Annotated in this window: 17 protein-coding genes; 10 read left to right on the top strand and 7 right to left on the bottom strand. The window is 75.2% G+C overall.

Going from position 1 to position 16,783, the window contains the following annotated elements; all coding sequences use genetic code 11:
* Window positions 1-171: 171 nt before the first annotated feature.
* Both ACZ3YO_RS19755 and ACZ3YO_RS19750 read right to left on the bottom strand, forming a co-directional pair.
* Entirely contained in the window at window positions 172-1,032 is an 861-nt protein-coding gene (locus tag ACZ3YO_RS19755; RefSeq protein WP_465570813.1) for a sirohydrochlorin chelatase, read from the bottom strand.
* Window positions 1,032-2,180, bottom strand: coding sequence for a uroporphyrinogen-III synthase (locus ACZ3YO_RS19750; RefSeq protein WP_465570810.1), 1,149 nt, complete (start codon window positions 2,178-2,180; stop codon window positions 1,032-1,034). Before ACZ3YO_RS19750 ends, ACZ3YO_RS19755 begins: the two co-directional genes overlap by 1 nt.
* A gap of 192 nt (window positions 2,181-2,372) precedes the next feature.
* Between ACZ3YO_RS19750 and ACZ3YO_RS19745 the strand changes: the two genes are divergently transcribed.
* From ACZ3YO_RS19745 to ACZ3YO_RS19720, 6 genes are all read left to right on the top strand, one after another.
* Window positions 2,373-4,472 carry a molybdopterin oxidoreductase family protein gene (locus tag ACZ3YO_RS19745; protein ID WP_465570808.1) on the top strand — a complete coding sequence of 700 codons (2,100 nt, stop codon included), beginning with the start codon at window positions 2,373-2,375 and terminating at the stop codon, window positions 4,470-4,472.
* On the top strand, window positions 4,469-5,677 hold the full coding sequence (locus tag ACZ3YO_RS19740; RefSeq protein WP_465570806.1) for an NAD(P)/FAD-dependent oxidoreductase: 1,209 nt from the start codon (window positions 4,469-4,471) through the stop codon (window positions 5,675-5,677). The genes ACZ3YO_RS19745 and ACZ3YO_RS19740 overlap by 4 nt, the downstream gene beginning before the upstream one ends.
* Window positions 5,678-5,841: 164 nt before the next feature.
* A complete protein-coding gene (gene nirB, locus ACZ3YO_RS19735) occupies window positions 5,842-8,448 on the top strand; it encodes a nitrite reductase large subunit NirB (protein WP_465570803.1) in 2,607 nt (868 codons plus the stop codon).
* On the top strand, window positions 8,445-8,819 hold the full coding sequence (nirD, locus tag ACZ3YO_RS19730) for a nitrite reductase small subunit NirD (RefSeq protein WP_465570801.1): 375 nt from the start codon (window positions 8,445-8,447) through the stop codon (window positions 8,817-8,819). Before nirB ends, nirD begins: the two co-directional genes overlap by 4 nt.
* Before the next feature lie 218 nt (window positions 8,820-9,037).
* Window positions 9,038-10,396, top strand: a complete 1,359-nt coding sequence (locus tag ACZ3YO_RS19725; protein WP_465570798.1) for a nitrate/nitrite transporter — start codon at window positions 9,038-9,040, stop codon at window positions 10,394-10,396.
* Between the two features lie 127 nt (window positions 10,397-10,523).
* Complete coding sequence (locus ACZ3YO_RS19720) at window positions 10,524-11,225, top strand: TetR/AcrR family transcriptional regulator (RefSeq protein WP_465570796.1); 702 nt, start codon at window positions 10,524-10,526, stop codon at window positions 11,223-11,225.
* A gap of 105 nt (window positions 11,226-11,330) precedes the next feature.
* Here ACZ3YO_RS19720 and ACZ3YO_RS19715 read toward each other — a convergent pair whose 3' ends face one another.
* From ACZ3YO_RS19715 to ACZ3YO_RS19705, 3 genes are all read right to left on the bottom strand, one after another.
* Complete coding sequence (locus ACZ3YO_RS19715) at window positions 11,331-11,705, bottom strand: ASCH domain-containing protein (protein ID WP_465570793.1); 375 nt, start codon at window positions 11,703-11,705, stop codon at window positions 11,331-11,333.
* Between the two features lie 198 nt (window positions 11,706-11,903).
* Window positions 11,904-12,692 (bottom strand): DNA alkylation repair protein, encoded by a 789-nt coding sequence (locus tag ACZ3YO_RS19710; protein WP_465570791.1) that lies wholly within the window; start codon window positions 12,690-12,692, stop codon window positions 11,904-11,906.
* Window positions 12,692-13,066 carry a hypothetical protein gene (locus ACZ3YO_RS19705; RefSeq protein ID WP_465570788.1) on the bottom strand — a complete coding sequence of 125 codons (375 nt, stop codon included), beginning with the start codon at window positions 13,064-13,066 and terminating at the stop codon, window positions 12,692-12,694. Before ACZ3YO_RS19705 ends, ACZ3YO_RS19710 begins: the two co-directional genes overlap by 1 nt.
* A 141-nt stretch (window positions 13,067-13,207) precedes the next feature.
* Here ACZ3YO_RS19705 and ACZ3YO_RS19700 point away from each other — a divergent pair, with 141 nt between their 5' ends.
* The 3 genes from ACZ3YO_RS19700 to ACZ3YO_RS19690 all read left to right on the top strand — a co-directional run bounded on the left by ACZ3YO_RS19700 (window position 13,208) and on the right by ACZ3YO_RS19690 (window position 14,608).
* Window positions 13,208-13,519: a hypothetical protein gene (locus ACZ3YO_RS19700; protein WP_465570786.1), complete on the top strand. Its 312-nt coding sequence runs from the start codon at window positions 13,208-13,210 to the stop codon at window positions 13,517-13,519.
* A gap of 128 nt (window positions 13,520-13,647) precedes the next feature.
* Entirely contained in the window at window positions 13,648-14,214 is a 567-nt protein-coding gene (locus ACZ3YO_RS19695; RefSeq protein WP_465570784.1) for a universal stress protein, read from the top strand.
* Between the two features lie 37 nt (window positions 14,215-14,251).
* The gene (locus ACZ3YO_RS19690; protein ID WP_465570781.1) at window positions 14,252-14,608 is read left to right on the top strand and encodes a hypothetical protein; all 357 of its coding nucleotides are present in this window, start codon (window positions 14,252-14,254) and stop codon (window positions 14,606-14,608) included.
* Window positions 14,609-14,612: 4 nt separating this feature from the next.
* On the opposite strand, the gene ACZ3YO_RS19685 is transcribed toward ACZ3YO_RS19690, so the two are convergent.
* On the bottom strand, window positions 14,613-15,335 hold the full coding sequence (locus ACZ3YO_RS19685) for an alpha/beta hydrolase (RefSeq protein ID WP_465570778.1): 723 nt from the start codon (window positions 15,333-15,335) through the stop codon (window positions 14,613-14,615).
* A gap of 493 nt (window positions 15,336-15,828) precedes the next feature.
* Entirely contained in the window at window positions 15,829-16,239 is a 411-nt protein-coding gene (locus tag ACZ3YO_RS19680) for an IclR family transcriptional regulator domain-containing protein (protein WP_465570775.1), read from the bottom strand.
* Between ACZ3YO_RS19680 and ACZ3YO_RS19675 the strand changes: the two genes are divergently transcribed.
* Complete coding sequence (locus ACZ3YO_RS19675) at window positions 16,238-16,783, top strand: nucleotidyltransferase domain-containing protein (protein WP_465570773.1); 546 nt, start codon at window positions 16,238-16,240, stop codon at window positions 16,781-16,783. The genes ACZ3YO_RS19680 and ACZ3YO_RS19675 overlap by 2 nt on opposite strands.

Below are 16,783 nucleotides of genomic sequence, written 5' to 3'. Positions count from 1 at the left end.
CCGAGCGCCACCCGCACCGACAAGATCCACCCTACGCAGCGGCGGCGGGCCCGTCCCGGTCCGACGTGCGGATGTGAGCAGGCCGACAGCGTCGGGGAGCCGGCATCCCGTCGCAGCCCCGCGGGCCTTCGGCACGCCCCGAGGGACCGGCCCGATCGCGCGGCCCCGGCCTCAGCCGCGGGCGATCGCCGGCTCCGGCCGCCGCCGGGCCGCGTCGCCGTACGTCCGGTCCTCGCATGCCCGGTCGCCGTACGCCGGGTCGTCGCGTGCCAGGTCGAGGCATGCGCGGTCGTAGCGGGCGGCGACCAGGCGGGCGAGGGCGTCGTGGGCGCCGAGCGGGGCACTGGTCCAGCGGGCGGCGGTGCCGGCGGCGCGGTCGGCGAAGAAGCCGGGGCCGAGGAGATGGGTGGCGACGGCGACGTGCTGGTGGCCCTCGGCGTGCAGGGCCTCGACGGCCTCGCGTGGCGTCGGGCGGGCGGCGGACAGGTAGGCGGGGACGACGGGCCGGCCGTCGGCGAGGCGCGCGGCGAGCAGGCGGGCCATCCGGCGGGTGTCGGTGACGGCCGCCGGGTCGGAGGAGCCGGCCGCGGCGAGCACCACCGGGCCGGCGCCCGCGGGCCGCCCGCTCTCGGCGAGCCGGTCGGCGAGCACGGCGGCCAGCAGCGGGTCGGGGCCCAGCGCGGGGGCGAGCCGGACGTGCGGCGGCCGGGCGGCGGTCAGCGCGCCGGGGATGTCGACCCGCAGGTGGTAGCCGGTGCCGAGCAGCAGCGGCACGAGGACGGCCGGCCGGTCGTCGCGGAGCCGGGCCAGCGCCTGGGGGAGCGAGGGCGTGGCGAGGTCCAGGAAGCAGCAGCGGACGTCCAGTCCGGGCCGCTGTGCGCGCACCCGTTCCAGCAGCGCCCTGGTCGTGGCGACCCCGGCCGGGTCGGGGCTGCCGTGTGCGACGGCGAGCAGCGCCGGGCGGTCACCCCGCCCCGGGCCTGCGCCCGGAGGCGCCCCCGGCCCCGGCCCCGGCCGCACGCCGGCGCCCATCAGCCCGCCGCCAGGCGGTATCCGCGCTTGGGCACCGTCCGGATCAGCCCGCCGTGCGGTCCGAGCGCCGCCCGCAGCCGCCCGACCGCCGCCTCGACGGCGTGCTCGTCCGCCGTGGCGTCGGCCCAGGCGGTGCGGAGCAGTTCGGCGCGGCTGAGTACACGGCCCGGCCGCTCGGCGAGGGCGCGCAGTACGGCGGCGCCGCGCGGGCTGAGCCAGTGGCTCCGGCCGTCGACCAGTACGGCGTTTCCCTGGAGGGTCAGCACCCGCCCGGCGAGGGCCACCTCCTGTCGGCCCCTCCCGGGCAGCGCCTCGGCGAGCAGGCGGACCAGCGAGCCGAGCCGGCCGCGTTCGGGGAAGACCACGGGCAGGCCGAGTTCGGCGAACGGCCGGGCGCAGAGCGCGCCGACGCAGACCGGCAGGACGTCCCCGCGCAGCGCGTCCAGCAGGGGTCCGCGCAGGCCCTCGGCGGTGGCGGTCTCCACGAACGCGGTGACCGCCGGGGCGCTGGTGAAGGTGAGCGCGTGGACCTGGCGCCGGACGGTCTGCTCGACCAGCCGCCGCACCGGTGCCGGGTCGTCCGGCGGCTCCCAGCGGTAGACGGGGACGGAGATCACCTCGGCGCCGCGCTCGCGCAGGGCGGCCGCGAAGGCGTCCAGCCGGATGCCGTGCTCCTGGACGGCGATCCGGCGGCCGGCCAGCGGGCGGGCCAGCAGCCAGGTGAGCAGCTCGTCGGTGGCCTCGGAGTCGGGCGAGAAGCCCTCGCCGAGGCCGCTGGCCCGGACCGCACCGGTGGCCTTGGGGCCGCGGCTGAGCACCACCGCGTCCCGGCAGGCGTCGGCGAGGGCGGCGCCCCGGCCCCAGCCCTCGGCGGCGCTCATCCAGCCGCGCCAGCCGACGCCGGTGGTGGCGACCACGTAGTCGAGCGGCGCCGCGAGACAGCGTTCGGTGGCCTGACGCAGGGCCAGGTCGTCGGCGAGCGGGGTGATCCGCAGGACCGGCGCCTCGACCACCTGGGCGCCGCGCCGGGTGAGCAGGGCGACCAGTTCGTCGCGGCGGCGCGCGGCGGTGACCCCGATGCTGAAGCCGGTGAGGGGGCCCGGCTGTGCGGGGGGACGCGGACCGGCGGGTGTGGGGGAGGGTGCCATGGCCGCAAGGGTGCGGTGGCCGCGTTACGCGGGGATTGCCCGCCCGTCACCTGCGCGTTAGCGAATCCGCCCGTCCGGTTACGACTGATGTCCGGCCGCGCACCCCGGTCCGGCGAGGGCGTGAGCGAGGCGTACCGCGCGCGCAACACGGGGGACCCGGCGGCGAAACGATCACCGGTCAGATTCGTCGCCATGACGACGACCACCGACACCCACTGCCCGTACTGCTCGCTGCAGTGCGGCATGCGGCTGCGCACCGGACCTCAGGTGGGTGCGGCCCGGGCCGAGGTGCTGGAGCGGCCGGACTTCCCCGTCAACCGTGGCGCGCTCTGCGGCAAGGGCCGTTCGGCGCCCGCCCTGCTGGCGCGGGACGTCCGGCTGACCGGGCCGCTGCTGCGCGACCGGCCGGGCGGGCCGCTGCGCTCGGCGGGCTGGGCGGAGGCGCTGGACCGCGTGGCCGAGGGCCTGGCCGCGGTCCGCGAGCGCCACGGGGCGGACGCCGTCGGGGTGTTCGGCGGCGGCGGGCTGACCAACGAGAAGGCCTACCAGCTGGGCAAGTTCGCCCGGGTCGTGCTGCGCACCGCCAACATCGACTACAACGGCCGGTTCTGCATGTCCTCGGCGGCGGCCGCGCACCGCAGGGCGTTCGGACTGGACCGCGGACTGCCGTTCCCGCTGGAGGACATCCCGCACACCGACTGCCTGATCCTGGTCGGCGGCAACCCGGCCGAGACGATGCCGCCGGCGCTCCGTTACTTCCGCGAACTCCGGGAGAACGGCGGCACGTTGATCGTGGTCGACCCGCGCCGTACCCGGACGGCGGCCGAGGCGGACCTGCACCTCCAGCCCCGGCCCGGCGGGGACCTCGCGCTGGCGCTCGGCCTGCTCCACCTGGTGATCGCGGACGGCCGGGTCGACGAGGAGTTCGTCGCCGCCCGCACCACCGGCTTCGACCGGGCGCGGGCCGCCGCGATGGCGCTCTGGCCGGACCGGGTGGAGCGGCTCACCGGCGTCCCGGTGGCGCAACTGCGCACCGCCGCCGAGCTGTTCGGCAGGGCGGCGACCGGCATGGTGCTGACCGCCCGCGGCCCGGAGCAGCAGAGCAAGGGGACGGACACCGTCGGCGCCTGGATCGACCTCTGCCTGGCCACCGGCAAGGCCGGCCGGCCCCGCTCCGGCTACGGCTGCCTGACCGGCCAGGGCAACGGCCAGGGCGCTCGCGAGCACGGCCAGAAGGCCGACCAGCTACCCGGCTACCGCTCGATCGAGGATCCGGCGGCCCGGGCCCACGTGGCCGGCGTCTGGGGCGTGGACCCGGCGGCGCTGCCCGGCGCGGGCCGCTCCGCGTACGAGCTGCTGGACGGGCTCGGGCGGCCCGGCGGCGCCCGGGCGCTGCTGCTGATGGGCTCCAACCCGGTGGTCTCCGCGCCGAACGCCGCCCACGTCACGGCCCGGCTGCGCACCCTGGACCTGCTGGTCGTCGCCGACCCGGTGCTCTCCGAGACCGCCCGGCTGGCGGACGTGGTGCTCCCGGTCACCCAGTGGGCCGAGGAGGACGGCACCACCACCAACCTGGAGGGCCGGGTCATCCTCCGCCGCCGTGCGCTGGACCCGCCCGAGGGCGTACGCGGCGAGCTCTGGGTCATGCGCGAACTCGCCGCCCGCCTCGGCGTGGTGGACGGCTTCGCGGCCGAGGCCGAGCCGGTCTTCGAGGAGCTGCGCCGCGCGTCGGCCGGCGGGGACGCCGACTACGCGGGCATCAGCTACGGGAGGATCGCGGCGCAGGGCGGCGTCTTCTGGCCCTGTCCGGACGAGGCTCACCCGGGCACGCCGCGGCTCTTCCTCGACCGGTTCGCCACCCCCGACGGCCGCGCCCGGTTCGCCGGCGTCACCCACCGCCCGGCGGCGGAGGAGCCGGACAGCGACTACCCGCTGTACCTGACCACCGGCCGGGTGCTCGCCCAGTACCAGAGCGGCGCGCAGACCCGGCGGGTGCCGGAGCTGAACGCCGCCGCGCCGGGCCCCTTCGTGGAGCTGCACCCGCGGCTGGCCGCCCGCCTCGCCGTCACGGAGGGCGAGCTGGTCACGGTGGTCAGCCGGCGCGGCCGGGCGGTGGCGCCGGCCCGCGTCACCGACACCATCCGGCCGGACACCGTCTTCATGCCGTTCCACTGGCCGGGTGCCGGGCGGGCCAACACCCTCACCAACCCGGCGCTCGACCCGGTCTCCCGGATGCCGGAGTTCAAGCTCTGCGCGGTCCGGGTCGAACGGGCCGGGGAGGTGGCGTCATGAGGACCGCGAAGGACCGCAGGATCGCGGTGGTCGGCGGCGGCATGGCCGCGGCCCGCTTCGCCGAGCGCCACACCGCGCTGGGCGGCACCGGCAGGGTCACCGTCTACGGCGCCGAGGCCCGCGCCCCCTACAACCGGGTGCTGCTCGCCGACGTGCTCACCGGCCGCTACGACGCCGAGGCGATCGCGCTGCCGCTGGGCGGGGCCGAACCGCGCCCCGGCTGCGAGGTGGTGGCGCTCGACACCGCGGCCCGCACGCTCGGCCTCGCCGACGGCGCCGTGGAACCGTGGGACGACCTGGTGCTCGCCACCGGCTCCAACCCGGTGCTGCCGCCCATTCGCGGCCTGCGCCGCGCGGACGGCCGCGGCCTCACCGAGGGCGTCCACACCCTGCGCAGCCTGGACGACTGCGCCCGGCTGGCCGAGGACGCCGTCGTCGCCCGCCGGGCGGTGGTGATCGGCGGCGGGGTGCTCGGCGTGAGCGCCGCCCGGGCGCTGGCCGTCCTCGGCGTCCCGGTCGAAGTCGTCCACCAGGGGCCCTATCTGATCGAACGTCAACTCGATGCCGAGGCCGGATCGGTGCTCCGGGCCGGACTGCGTGCGCTCGGGGTCGAGACCTACACCGGCAACCGCGCCCGCGCCCTGCGGGGCGAGGAGCGCGTCACCGGCGTCGAGCTGGCGAGCGGGTACCTCCTGGAGTGCGACCTGGTGGTGCTCGCCTGCGGCACCCGGCCGCGGACCGCGCTCGCGCACGCCGCCGGCGTCCCGGTCGCCACCGGAGTCCTGGTGGACGACCGGCTCGCCACCGCCGTACCCGGCGTGTACGCGATCGGAGACTGCGCCGAACACCGCGAGACCGTCCACGGCCTGGCGCTCCCCGCCTGGGACCAGGCCGACGTGCTGGCGCTCCACCTCTCCGGCGCCGACCCGGACGCCCGCTACACGGGCTCCCGGCCGCCGGCCCGGCTCAGCACCGGCGGCCTGGAGTACGCGGCCTTCGGCGACGTGGACGAGACCCTCGACCCGGGCCTGGACGTGCTGCGGCTCACCGACGCGACCCGGGGCAGCTACAAGAAGCTCGTCCTGCGCGGCGACCGGCTGGTCGGCGCGATCCTGCTCGGCGACCTGTCCGGCGTCGACGGCCTGGCCGAGGCCTGGCAGCGCGACGACCCGCTCACCGGCCACCCCCTCCACCTGCTCACCTGAGCACCCACCCCTTCCACCTGCTCACCTGAGCACCCAGCCCTTCCACCTGCTCACCTGAGCACCCAGCCCTTCCACCTGCTCACCTGAGCACCTCCTGCTCACCCGCACACCCACCCCCCTCAACTCCCCACCCGCACGCCCGCACGACCCCGAGGAGTACCGCGATGACATCCCACACGCCCGACCGACCACGGGACCTCGTCCTCGTCGGCCACGGCATGGTAGGCCAGCGCTTCCTGGAGGCCTGGACCGAGCAGCCCGGCGCCGGACGCTGGCGGGTCACCGTGCTCGCCGAGGAGCCGCGCCCCGCGTACGACCGCGTCCACCTCAGCGCGCTGTTCGACGGTCGGACACCCGAGGACCTCGCGCTCTGCCCGCCCGGCTTCCTCGCCGAGCACGGCATCGACCTGCGCCTCGGCGACCCGGTCACCGCCGTGGACCGCGCGGCCCGCACCGTGACCACCCGGTCCGGCCGGGAGGTCCGGTACGACGCCCTGGTGCTGGCCACCGGCTCCCTCCCGTTCGTGCCCCCCGTCCCCGGCAAGGACGCGGCCGGCTGCCACGTCTACCGCACCATCGAGGACCTCGACGCGATCCGCGCCGACGCCGAGCACGCCAGGACCGGCGTGGTGGTCGGCGGCGGCCTGCTCGGCCTGGAGGCCGCGGGCGCCCTGCGGGCCATGGGCGTGGCCACCCACGTGGTCGAGTTCGCGCCCCGCCTGATGGCCGTCCAGGTCGACGACGGCGGCGGCGAACTGCTCCGGCGCAAGATCGAGGACCTCGGCGTCACCGTCCACACCGGCGCCGGCGCCAACGCCGTCGAGACCGCCGCCGACGGCCGGGTCCGCGCGCTCGCCCTCTCCGACGGCCGTGAACTCGCCGCCGACCTGGTGGTGTTCTCGGCCGGCGTCCGCCCGCGCGACCAGCTGGCCCGCGACTGCGACCTGCCCGTCGGCCCGCGCGGCGGCATCGTGGTGGACGAGCACTGCCGCACCGCCGACCCGGACGTACTGGCCATCGGCGAGTGCGCCCAGACCGTGGACGGCCGGGTCTACGGCCTGGTGGCGCCCGGCTACCAGATGGCCGAGACCGCCGCCCGCGCGCTGGCCGGCAACCCCGGCCCCGGCTTCACCGGCGCCGACACCTCCACCAAGCTCAAGCTGCTCGGCGTCGACGTGGCCAGCTTCGGCGACCCGCACGGCAGCGCCGAAGGCGCCCTCGACGTGCTGTACAGCGACAGCCGGCTCGGCGTCTACCGCAAGCTCGTGATCGGCGCCGACGGCGCACTTCTCGGCGGTGTCCTGGTCGGCGACACCGAGGCCTACGGCACCCTGCGGCCGCTCGCGGTGGCCGGCAAGCCGCTCACCACGGCGCCCGAACAGCTGGTGCTGCCCGCCGGGTTCGCCGCCGCGGGCCCGATAGCGCTCCCCGACGAGGCGGTGCTCTGCTCCTGCCACAACGTCACCCAGGGCGCCGTCCGCGCGGCCGTTCACGAGCAGGGCTGCGAGAGCGTCGCCGCGGTCAAGAAGTGCACCCGGGCCGGCACCGGCTGCGGCAGCTGCGTCAAGCAGCTCACCACCGTCGTCAACGAGGAGCTGGCGGCCACCGGCGTCGCCACCCAGACCGGCCTCTGCGAGCACTTCCCGCAGAGCCGCGCCGAATTGTACGAGATCGTCAGGGTCACCGGCATCGCCGGCTTCTCCGAACTCCTCGACCGGTACGGCAGCGGCGAAGGCTGTGAGGTCTGCAAGCCGACCGTCGCCTCGATCCTGGCCAGCCTCGGCGGCGGCCACATCCTGGACGGCGAACAGGCCGCGCTCCAGGACTCCAACGACCACTTCCTCGCCAACCTCCAGCGCAACGGCTCTTATTCGGTCGTGCCGCGGGTGCCCGGCGGCGAGATCACCCCCGAGGGCCTGATCACCATCGGTGAGATCGCCCGCGACTACGGCCTCTACACCAAGATCACCGGCGGCCAGCGGATCGACCTCTTCGGCGCCGGCGTCGACCAGCTCCCCGGCATCTGGAGCAGGCTGGTTGACGCCGGCTTCGAGTCCGGACACGCCTACGGCAAGGCGCTGCGCACCGTGAAGTCCTGCGTCGGCGAGGCCTGGTGCCGGTACGGCGTCCAGGACTCCACCGCCCTCGCGATCGAACTGGAGCTCCGCTACCGGGGGTTGCGCTCCCCGCACAAGCTCAAGTCCGCCGTCTCCGGCTGCGCCCGCGAGTGCGCGGAGGCGCAGAGCAAGGACTTCGGCATCATCGCCACCTCGGCCGGCTGGAACCTCTACGTCGGCGGCAACGGCGGCATGACGCCACGTCACGCCGACCTACTGGCAGCCGACCTGGACCGCGAGACGCTGATCCGCACCATCGACCGCTACCTGATGTTCTACATCCGCACCGCCGACCGTCTGGAGCGCACTTCGGTCTGGCTGGACCGGCTGGAGGGCGGCCTGGACCACCTGCGCGCCGTGGTGATCGACGACTCGCTCGGCATCGCCGCCGAACTGGACCAGCTGATGGCCAGTCACATCGCTGGCTACCAGGACGAATGGGCCGCCACCCTGGCCGACCCCGACCGGCTGCGGCGCTTCTCCTCCTTCGTCAACGCCCCCGGCACCCCCGACCCAGCCGTCACGTTCGTCCCCGAACGCGGCCAGATCCGACCCGCCCGCCCCGGCGAGGACGGGCGCATCCTCACCACCCCCACACTCACTCCCACCCCGGTCCTGGTGGCCGGTCCCCGACTGGAGGTGCTCACCCCATGACCGTGGAGATCCACGACGGCACCCGCTGGCAGCCCGTTTGCACCCTCGACGACCTGCAACCCGGACGCGGCGTGGCCGTGTTGCTCGACGGCGCCCAGGTGGCCGTCTTCCGCGACCGCACCGGCACCCTGCACGCCGTCGACAACCGCGACCCGTTCAGCGGCGCGCACGTCCTCTCCCGCGGCCTGCTCGGCAGCCGCGGCGACCGGCCCACCCTGGCCTCGCCGATGTACAAGCAGGTCTTCGACCTCACCGACGGCCGCTGCCTGGACGAGGACACCGCCCCCGACGGCAGCCCCGCCGTCCTGCGGCTCTGGCCGGTCCGCAGCAGTGACCCCCGCGCCACTTCCCGGACGGAGAACGCGGCATGAGCAACCGAACCGTCGAAAGGTGCGTGTGGGCGAATGCCCCCGCCGAGCGAAGCGAGGGGGACGCATGAGCGAGCGGAGCGAGCGAGTCATTGAGGGGTGCGTGTGGGCGAATGCCCCCGCCGAGGGAAGCGAGGGGGACGCATGAGCGAGCGGAGCGAGCGAGTCATTGAGGGGTGCGTGTGGGCGAATGCCCCCGCCGAGCGAAGCGAGGGGGACGCATGAGCGCCGTCGTCGAAACGCAGTCCGCCGGCGGCAGAGCCGGCACCGGCCCGCTCACCCACTGGGACCCGGAGGACGCCACCTTCTGGGAGCGGACCGGAGCCCGGATCGCCCGCCGCAACCTGGTCTACTCGGTGCTCTCCGAGCACATCGGCTTCTCCGTCTGGAGCCTCTGGTCGGTCCTGGTGCTCTTCCTCGGCCCCGAGTACCACATCGACACCGCCGGCAAGTTCACCCTCACCGCCCTGCCCACCGCCCTCGGCGCCCTGCTGCGCCTGCCCTACACCTTCGCCGTGGCGCGGTTCGGCGGCCGGAACTGGACGGTGGTCAGCGCCCTGCTGCTGCTCCTCCCCACCGTGCTGGCCGCCCTGGTGCTCACCCCCGGCGTCTCCTACGGCACCCTGCTCGCCGTGGCCTGCGTCGCCGGGGTCGGCGGCGGCAACTTCGCCTCCTCGATGGCCAACATCAACGCCTTCTACCCGCACCGCCTCAAGGGCTGGGCGCTCGGCATCAACGCGGGCGGCGGCAACCTGGGCGTCCCGGCCGTCCAACTGCTCGGCCTGTTCGTCCTGGCCACCGCGGGCGCGGCCCACCCCAGGCTGCTGCCGTTGCTCTACCTGCCGCTGATCGTGCTCGCGGCGGCCGGCGCCTGGGCACGGATGGACAACCTGGCCGCCCCGCCGCGCGGCCAGGCCAGGGCGCTGCGCGAGGTGGCCCGCGACCCGTACGGCTGGGCGGTCTCCACCCTGTACATCGGCACCTTCGGCTCGTTCATCGGCTTCGGCTTCGCCTTCGGCCAGGTGCTCCAGGTCCAGTTCCACGACCGATTCGACACCCCCGTGAAGGCGGCCGCGCTGACCTTCCTCGGCCCGCTGCTCGGCTCGCTGCTGCGCCCGGTCGGCGGCCGACTGGCCGACCGCTGGGGCGGCGCCGTCGTCACCCTGGTGACCTTCGTCGCGATGGGCGCCGGGACGGCGGTCGTCCTGGCGGCCTCCCGGGCCCACTCGCTGCCGCTCTTCCTCTCCGGCTTCATCGCGCTCTTCGTGCTCAGCGGCATCGGCAACGGCTCCACCTACAAGATGATCCCGGCCAACTACCAGGCCCGCGCCCGGGCGGCCGTCGCGGCCGGCGCCGACCCCGGGGAGGCCGAATCCGACTCCCGCCGCCGCTCGGCCGCGCTGATCGGCCTCGCCGGCGCGGTGGGCGCGTTCGGCGGGGTGCTGGTCAACCTGGCCTTCCGGCAGTCCTTCCTCGCCAGCCACAACGGTGACGCCGCCTACCTGGGCTTCCTGGCGGCGTACCTGTTCTGTTCGGCGCTCACCTGGGCGGTCTGGCTGCGGCCCCGCGCGGCGCGCTGACGGCGGGTCGATCGCGGGTTACCGGCTCCGGGGCGCTCGACGCCCCGGGGCCGGCGCCCGACCGGGCAGCGCCGGGCTTGCCTTCCGGGGCGCCGGGCCCCTCCGTCGGGGTTGCTAGGGTCCTGGCATGGCACCAGGCAGCGCACAGACCCCCGGACGGCTGCGGCGCGACGCGCAGCGCAACCGTGACCTGCTGCTCGCCACCGCCCGCGACCTCTTCGCCCGGCACGGTCTCGACGTGCCGCTGGACCAGATCGCCAAGGAGGCCGGGGTCGGAAACGCGACGCTGTACCGGCACTTCCCGAACCGGGAGGCGCTGATCGGCGAGGTGTTCGCGGACGTCGCCGCGGTGCTCGCCGACGCGGGGGAGGAGGCCCTGGCAGCCGAGGACTCCTGGGGTGCGATCGAGCACTACTTCGAGCGGATCTTCACGCTGGTCGCCGCCGACCGCGGCATCAACGACCTGGTCACCCAGGCCATCCCGGCCGTCCCCGCGATGACCGGGATCAGCCGGCAGAACGCCGAGACGGTGGGCGCGCTGGTCGCCCGGGCGCAGCAGCAGGGCACCATGCGCGCCGACGTCGTCACGCTGGACCTGCTCTTCCTGCTCGGACCGCTCTGCCGTGCCCTGCCCGCCACCACCGAGCTGCGGCCGGATCTCTGGCGCCGCTACCTCGCCCTGCTGCTGGACGGCTTCCGCGCGCAGGCCACCCACCCGCTGCCGGTGCCGCCGGTCGGCGAGGAGCGCCTGGACGAGATGTTCGCGGGCCTCTGGGACGCGGACAGGCCGGGAACCGGCGGGCCTGGGGTTGGCGGGCCGGAGGCCTGAGCCGCCCCGACGCCCGATGAGACCCGCCGGGTCGCGGAGACTCGGTGCCGTACCCGCCGGGGAGGCGGACTGGTTGCCGATCGGCGACGACCGGGCCCGAGGCGGTCAATCCCCAACACGACGGAAGGCCAGGCAGACCACAGGGGTGTCGTCCTCCACCAGGGTGCCCAAGCGATTCCAGTAGCGGCGGTGCCCGGCGCGCCACTCCTCCAACGAGGCATCGCCCTCCCCCTCGGCTCGGGCATGCTCCCAGGTCACCTCACGGAAGGGCTTCACCTCCACGCCGGTGATCTCGATGACGGCGATGGACTGCCCCTGATCGTTCAGCAGCGCCAGCCGTTCGCCGAGGTGTTCCAGGCCCTCGGTCTCCTTGGCGTAGTCCTCCAGCAGGCCGGTGGTGGCGGTCTTCTGCCCGGTCAGCACCAGGGAGTTCAGCTCTGCCCGCATCCCGTCCGGAGTGCCGAGCTCCATCGAACGCATGCCGTTGACCCGTGGCCACACCCGTCATCACCTCTCGTACGCGCCGCCGACAGGCGGATCGTCTCCACCCGACGATAGGAGGAATCCGCCTCTGTGACCGACCGCCCCGCTCACGAGGCCCCCAAGGTCTCGCACGAAGCGGATCCGCTTGGCGCCCAACGGCATGGGGTGTCCGACCCGCCCCGGGGCCCGACGGCCTCACCCCCGCGGGCGGCGTCCGTGCAGCTCGCGGTGGGCCGCCAGCAGCCGGCCCGCGGCCGCCTCGTCCACCGGCCGGATCGCCTCGCGCAGGGTGAGCCCGGAGACCCGGTCCAGCCGCCGCCCCAGCCAGCCGGTGACCTCGGCGGGGTGGTGTTTGACCCCCTCGCGCAGCGTCCAGCCCACCGCCTTGCGGACGAAGAACCGGGGGTCTGTCAGCAGCGGATCGGCGAGTGCGGTGAACTCCTCGAAGTGGTGCGGGAATTCGCGCGGGTCGCGGAGCGCGAGGACGTACGTGAGCACCCCGCCGCGCCGCACCCACTGTTCCGCGTCGCGGCTCCAGCGCAGGAAGTCCGCCGCCGTCTCCGGTGCCCGCAGCAGCAGTGCGCCGGCCACCTTGGGCGCGAGCAGGTCGACGTGCGCCCAGGTCGCGCACTCCCGCAGCAGGCGCTCCAGAAAGGCGGTGTCCTCCGGGAGGAGCAGTTCGGCGCGGTACTCCAGGAGCAGCAGCGCGCAGGAGCGGGACTCGTGCACCGGCGGTGCCCACAGCTCCTCGGCGAGCTCCAGCACCCCGGCCCGGTCCAGCCCGGGCGCGGCCCGCAGGGTGTTCCGGACCAGCGCCCGCATCGCCGGCACCGGCACCCCGAGGTGGTCCAGCCCGCTCTTCAGGTACGCCCGCTCGGCCTCCGCCCGGCCCGGCACGGCACTGTCCTCCAGTGCGGCCCGCAGCCGTCCGGCCACCACCGCGGCCGGCTCCGGCGCCCGGCCGGGGTCTCCCAGGTGTGCCATCAACTCACCTCGTGGTAAGGAAACTTCAGTTCCGCAGCCCAAAGGTACTCGCAGGCCGGGCGGGCCCCGCGCGGTTCGGTCCGGCGGTAGGCCTCCTGCCAGACCGCGCCGACCCGCTCGTTGCGGTACGCGATCCCCGGTCCCTCCCGGCGGTACCAGCGGACGACCTCCAGGAAGAGCGGCCCGGTGTCGTCCTCGCCGTAGTACACCTCGGCCCGGTCCCCGGTGGTCAGCCGCTCGGCGAGGAGCACGGGCCAGTCGCGCCGCATCAGCCTGTGGAAGTCCGCCACCTGCTCCGGCGGCACCAGATAGTGGGCCAGTCCGGTGTAGGCGTACGGCGTGGGGAGGTCCGGTTCGTCCTCGAAGTACGCCATCCGCTGTACGGGCGCCTGTTCCACGGTCGGCCGGCCCGCGCGTGCCTCGGTGAGCGCCGCCAGCTACCGCCGGACGGCCCGGACCTCCGCGACCTTTCCCGGACCAAGGCGCTCGGCGTCACGGTCGACGACCCCGGCCACTTGCTCGACGCCCGCACCCGTCCGGAGCCACCCGCCCCCGGCGCCCCGGTCCCCCGCGCCGACTTCGCGGCCGCCGCCCGGACCGTCCCCGCCGCCACCGGCCTCGCGCTGCGGCACGCCGGCCCGCCCGAACTGATCCCCTTCACCTACCTGCGCCTCGCGGTCACCGCCGCCACCCACGGCCTGCTCCCCACCGGCCGCCCGCCCCTCCCGTACCACCTGGAGTTCACGCCCACCCCCTCCCCGCACCCCGAACGGCAGGTCGCCGTCGACGTCTACGTCCTGCCGGGCAACCCGCCCGCGCCCGCCTGACGTCAGGGCCGCGTACGGATCCGCGCCCCGCGCGTCAGAACTCCGTCAACGAACGGCCGGCCCGCGCACCGCCCGGCTTTGCTGGAGCCGACAGCACATCAGCACCAGCCGGAAGGACGGGCAGGGCCATGGCGGACAACGGCGCCGGAACCGACAGCGAAGCGCTCGACACGTACGAGGCACCCGAGGGCCACCGCCGGATCGTGGTCGGGGTCAGCGGCTCGCTGGGCAGCCTCGCCGCCCTGCACGGCGCCGTCGCCGAGGCCCGCCGCACCGACGCCGAGGTGCTGGCCGTGCACTGCTGGACCCCGCCCGGCGGCGAGTTCGGCTACCGCCGCTCCCCGTGCCCGCCGCTGCTCAGCGCCTGCCGCGACGCGGCAGGCGCCCGGCTGCGGCAGGCCCTGGACGAGGCGTTCGGCGGCGGATACGCGGGGGTGCGGCTGCGAAGCCAGGCTGTGCGCGGCGAGACCGGCCAGGCACTGGTCCGCTCCGCCGACCGCCCCGGCGACCTGCTCGTCCTCGGTGCCGGCGGCCGCGGTGTGCTCGCCCGCGCACTGCGCCCGTCCGTGACCGCCTACTGCGTCCGGCACGCCACCTGCCCGGTCCTCGCCGTCCCCAAGCCGCCGCTGCAGCGCGAACTCGAAGCGCTCCAACGCCACCACACCCTCCTGCGACCGCTCGCCGTCGGGCGGTGACGACCCCATGACCCGGCCCTCCCGTCTCCCCGTTGCGATGTCCGCCGCGGTGACCCTGCTCGCCGCCGCCGCCCTGCTGCCCGCGCTCGCCGTCCTCGGGGAGCTGCGCCCGACGTGGGTCGCCCTCGCCGCCTACGCGCTGCTCTGCGCCGCCGTCGGCCGCCACTCCCGCCCGGCCGCCGCCCCGCTGATCGCCCTGGCGGCCTGGCTCTTCCACAACGGCTTCGTCGAGCACCGCCACGGCGCCCTCGGCTGGGCCGGCCCCGCCCCCGAGGCCGGCCACCTCCTCCTCTTCACGGCGGCGGCCCTTCTCCTCCCCCTCCTCACCGCCACCCGGAGCCCTGCCCGGGCGGCCGCCCGGGACGCCCGCGACGGCTGGCGCCGGGCGGCCTGACCGGCTAGGCCACCCCGGCCGCCTCCGCCAGCACCCGCGCCGTCGCCCGCCCGGCGCGCACCGCGTGCTCGGCCCGCCCGGGCACACAGCGCTGGAGGGCCGGGTCGTACTCCGCGAGGACCACGCCGGCGTGGTCGGAGTCCAGCTCCAGAAGGTGCGAGCCCTGCGAAAGAGCGGTGTTCAGCTCCCGCGAGCACTCCACCGGCACCAGCTCGTCGCGCGTGCCGTGCACCAGCCAGAGCGGTATGGGGGAGGGGCGGCCGGCGAGCAGCGGCAGCGGCACCTCGCCGGTGGTGACGGCGGGGCGGACGTAGCTGGAGGCGATGCCGACCGCCGCCGTCGGGCGCACCCCGGCCGGCGTGCTCGGGTGGGTGGCCAGGGCGACCGCCTCCTTCCCGCCCATCGACCACCCGGCCAGCACGAACCGCGTCGGGTCGCCGCCGTATGCGGCCGCGTGCCGCCGCGCGTGGTCGAACGAGGCCCGCAGGTGCGCGGCGCCCCCGTCCTCCTCGTCCGACCGCCAGTCCGGGACCAGCACCAGCAGCCCCAGCTCCGCAGCCTCGCGTGCCAGCGGCCGCATCGCGTCCCGTTCGTCGGCCCCCCGGCCGTGCCAGAGCAGCACCACCGGCAGCGGCCCGCCGGCGTTCCCGGTCGGTCGGTGGATGTCCATGAGCCGGCCGGGGCCGTACTCGACGGTCTCGTGCGTGGTCCGGTCGTTGCTGGTCATAGGGGGTTCGCCTCCGGTCAGGGCAGGGGTTGTCAGCTGGTAATGTTCTTCCTGTTGCGAGAGAGATGATCTCTCGTCAGGCGTCAGTGGTGCTACCGGAGCACGTCCTACTTTCAGTAGGAAGAGTCCGTTCAACCCGGGCCTGGCGCTCCACAGTCGGACGAGGTCCGGTGCCGTTCCAGGTGCCGGGCCTCGTTCGCGTTTCGCGGGACATGCGGGCCGGTGGCCGGTGTGCGGCGCGGGTTGGGGGCAGGGGCTCTGACCTGCTAATGTTCTTCTCGTCGCGAGGGAGATCATTCCTCGTCAGGCGTCAGTGGTGCTACCGGAGCACGTCCTACTTTCAGTAGGAAGAGTCCGTTCAACCCGGGCCTGGCGCTCCACAGTCGGACGAGGTCCGGTGCCGTTCCAGGCGCCGGGCCTCGTTCGCGTTTCGCGGCGTCGCCGGGAAACCCGCGCGGGCGCCCCGCCGAGGGGCCTGGCCCGCCGAGGGCCCTCAGCCCGGTTGGCGGTCGGAGCCGAGTTCGTGGGAGATCCGCAGGCCGACCTGGGCGACCCCCGGGCCGAGCGAGCGGACGCGGGCCGCGGTCATCCGTGAGGTGAGGCCGGAGACCGAGCGGGCGGCCGTCACCTCGCCGGTGTGGTCGAAGATCGGGGCGGCGACGCAGCGGACCTCGGGCTCGTTCTCACGGTCGTCGATCGAGTAGCCGCGGACGCGGATCCTGGCGAGGTCGGCGCGCAGGTGGGTCTCGTCGGAGATGGTCCAGGCGGTGACCGGCCGCGGCCATGGCAGGTGCCGGCCCGGGCGGGTGCCGGTCAGCGCCAGGGTCGCCGAGGGCCAGGGCCGGCCGGGGTGGGGATTAATGCGGTGTCGAGGGACGCGGGGCGGGTGTAGCGTCCCAATCATGGATGTGGGGTCTGTTAACCGGGAACGTGCCGACTGGCAACTCGCCCTGATCGCCGAGACGATGGGCCTCGCCCGCCGCCTCGGCATCGGCGTCTGGCTGCGTGGCGGCTGGGCGATGGACTTCTTCCTCGGTGAACTCACCCGGGACCACGAGGACATCGACTGGTTCGCCCCGGCCGCCGACGCCCCCGTCCTGGCCGCAGGCCTGCGCGAACTCGGCTACCGCCCGCTCGACGCCGGGCCGCCAGAGCAGCAACTCGACTTCATGAAGGACGACTTGGAGTCCAGCTTCGCCCTGCTGGACTTCGCCCCCGACGGCCGGGCGCTGGTCGCCGGCGGCCCCTGGGCGGGCACTCCCTGGCCGGCAGGCCTCCTGGACACCGCACCCGGACGGCTCGGCGACGTCGAGTGCCCGATCGTGAGCCCCGAGGCGCAGATCGAGATCAAGCGGATGATGCCGGTCTGGGACGCGCGCAGGCCGCGCCGCGCCAAGGACGCCGCGGACATCACCCGGTTGCGGGCGGCGCTGGACCGAGTCTCCTGA

Source organism: Kitasatospora sp. NPDC022785 (genome assembly GCF_055561295.1).
This window is presented reverse-complemented; position numbering and strand designations above follow the sequence as displayed.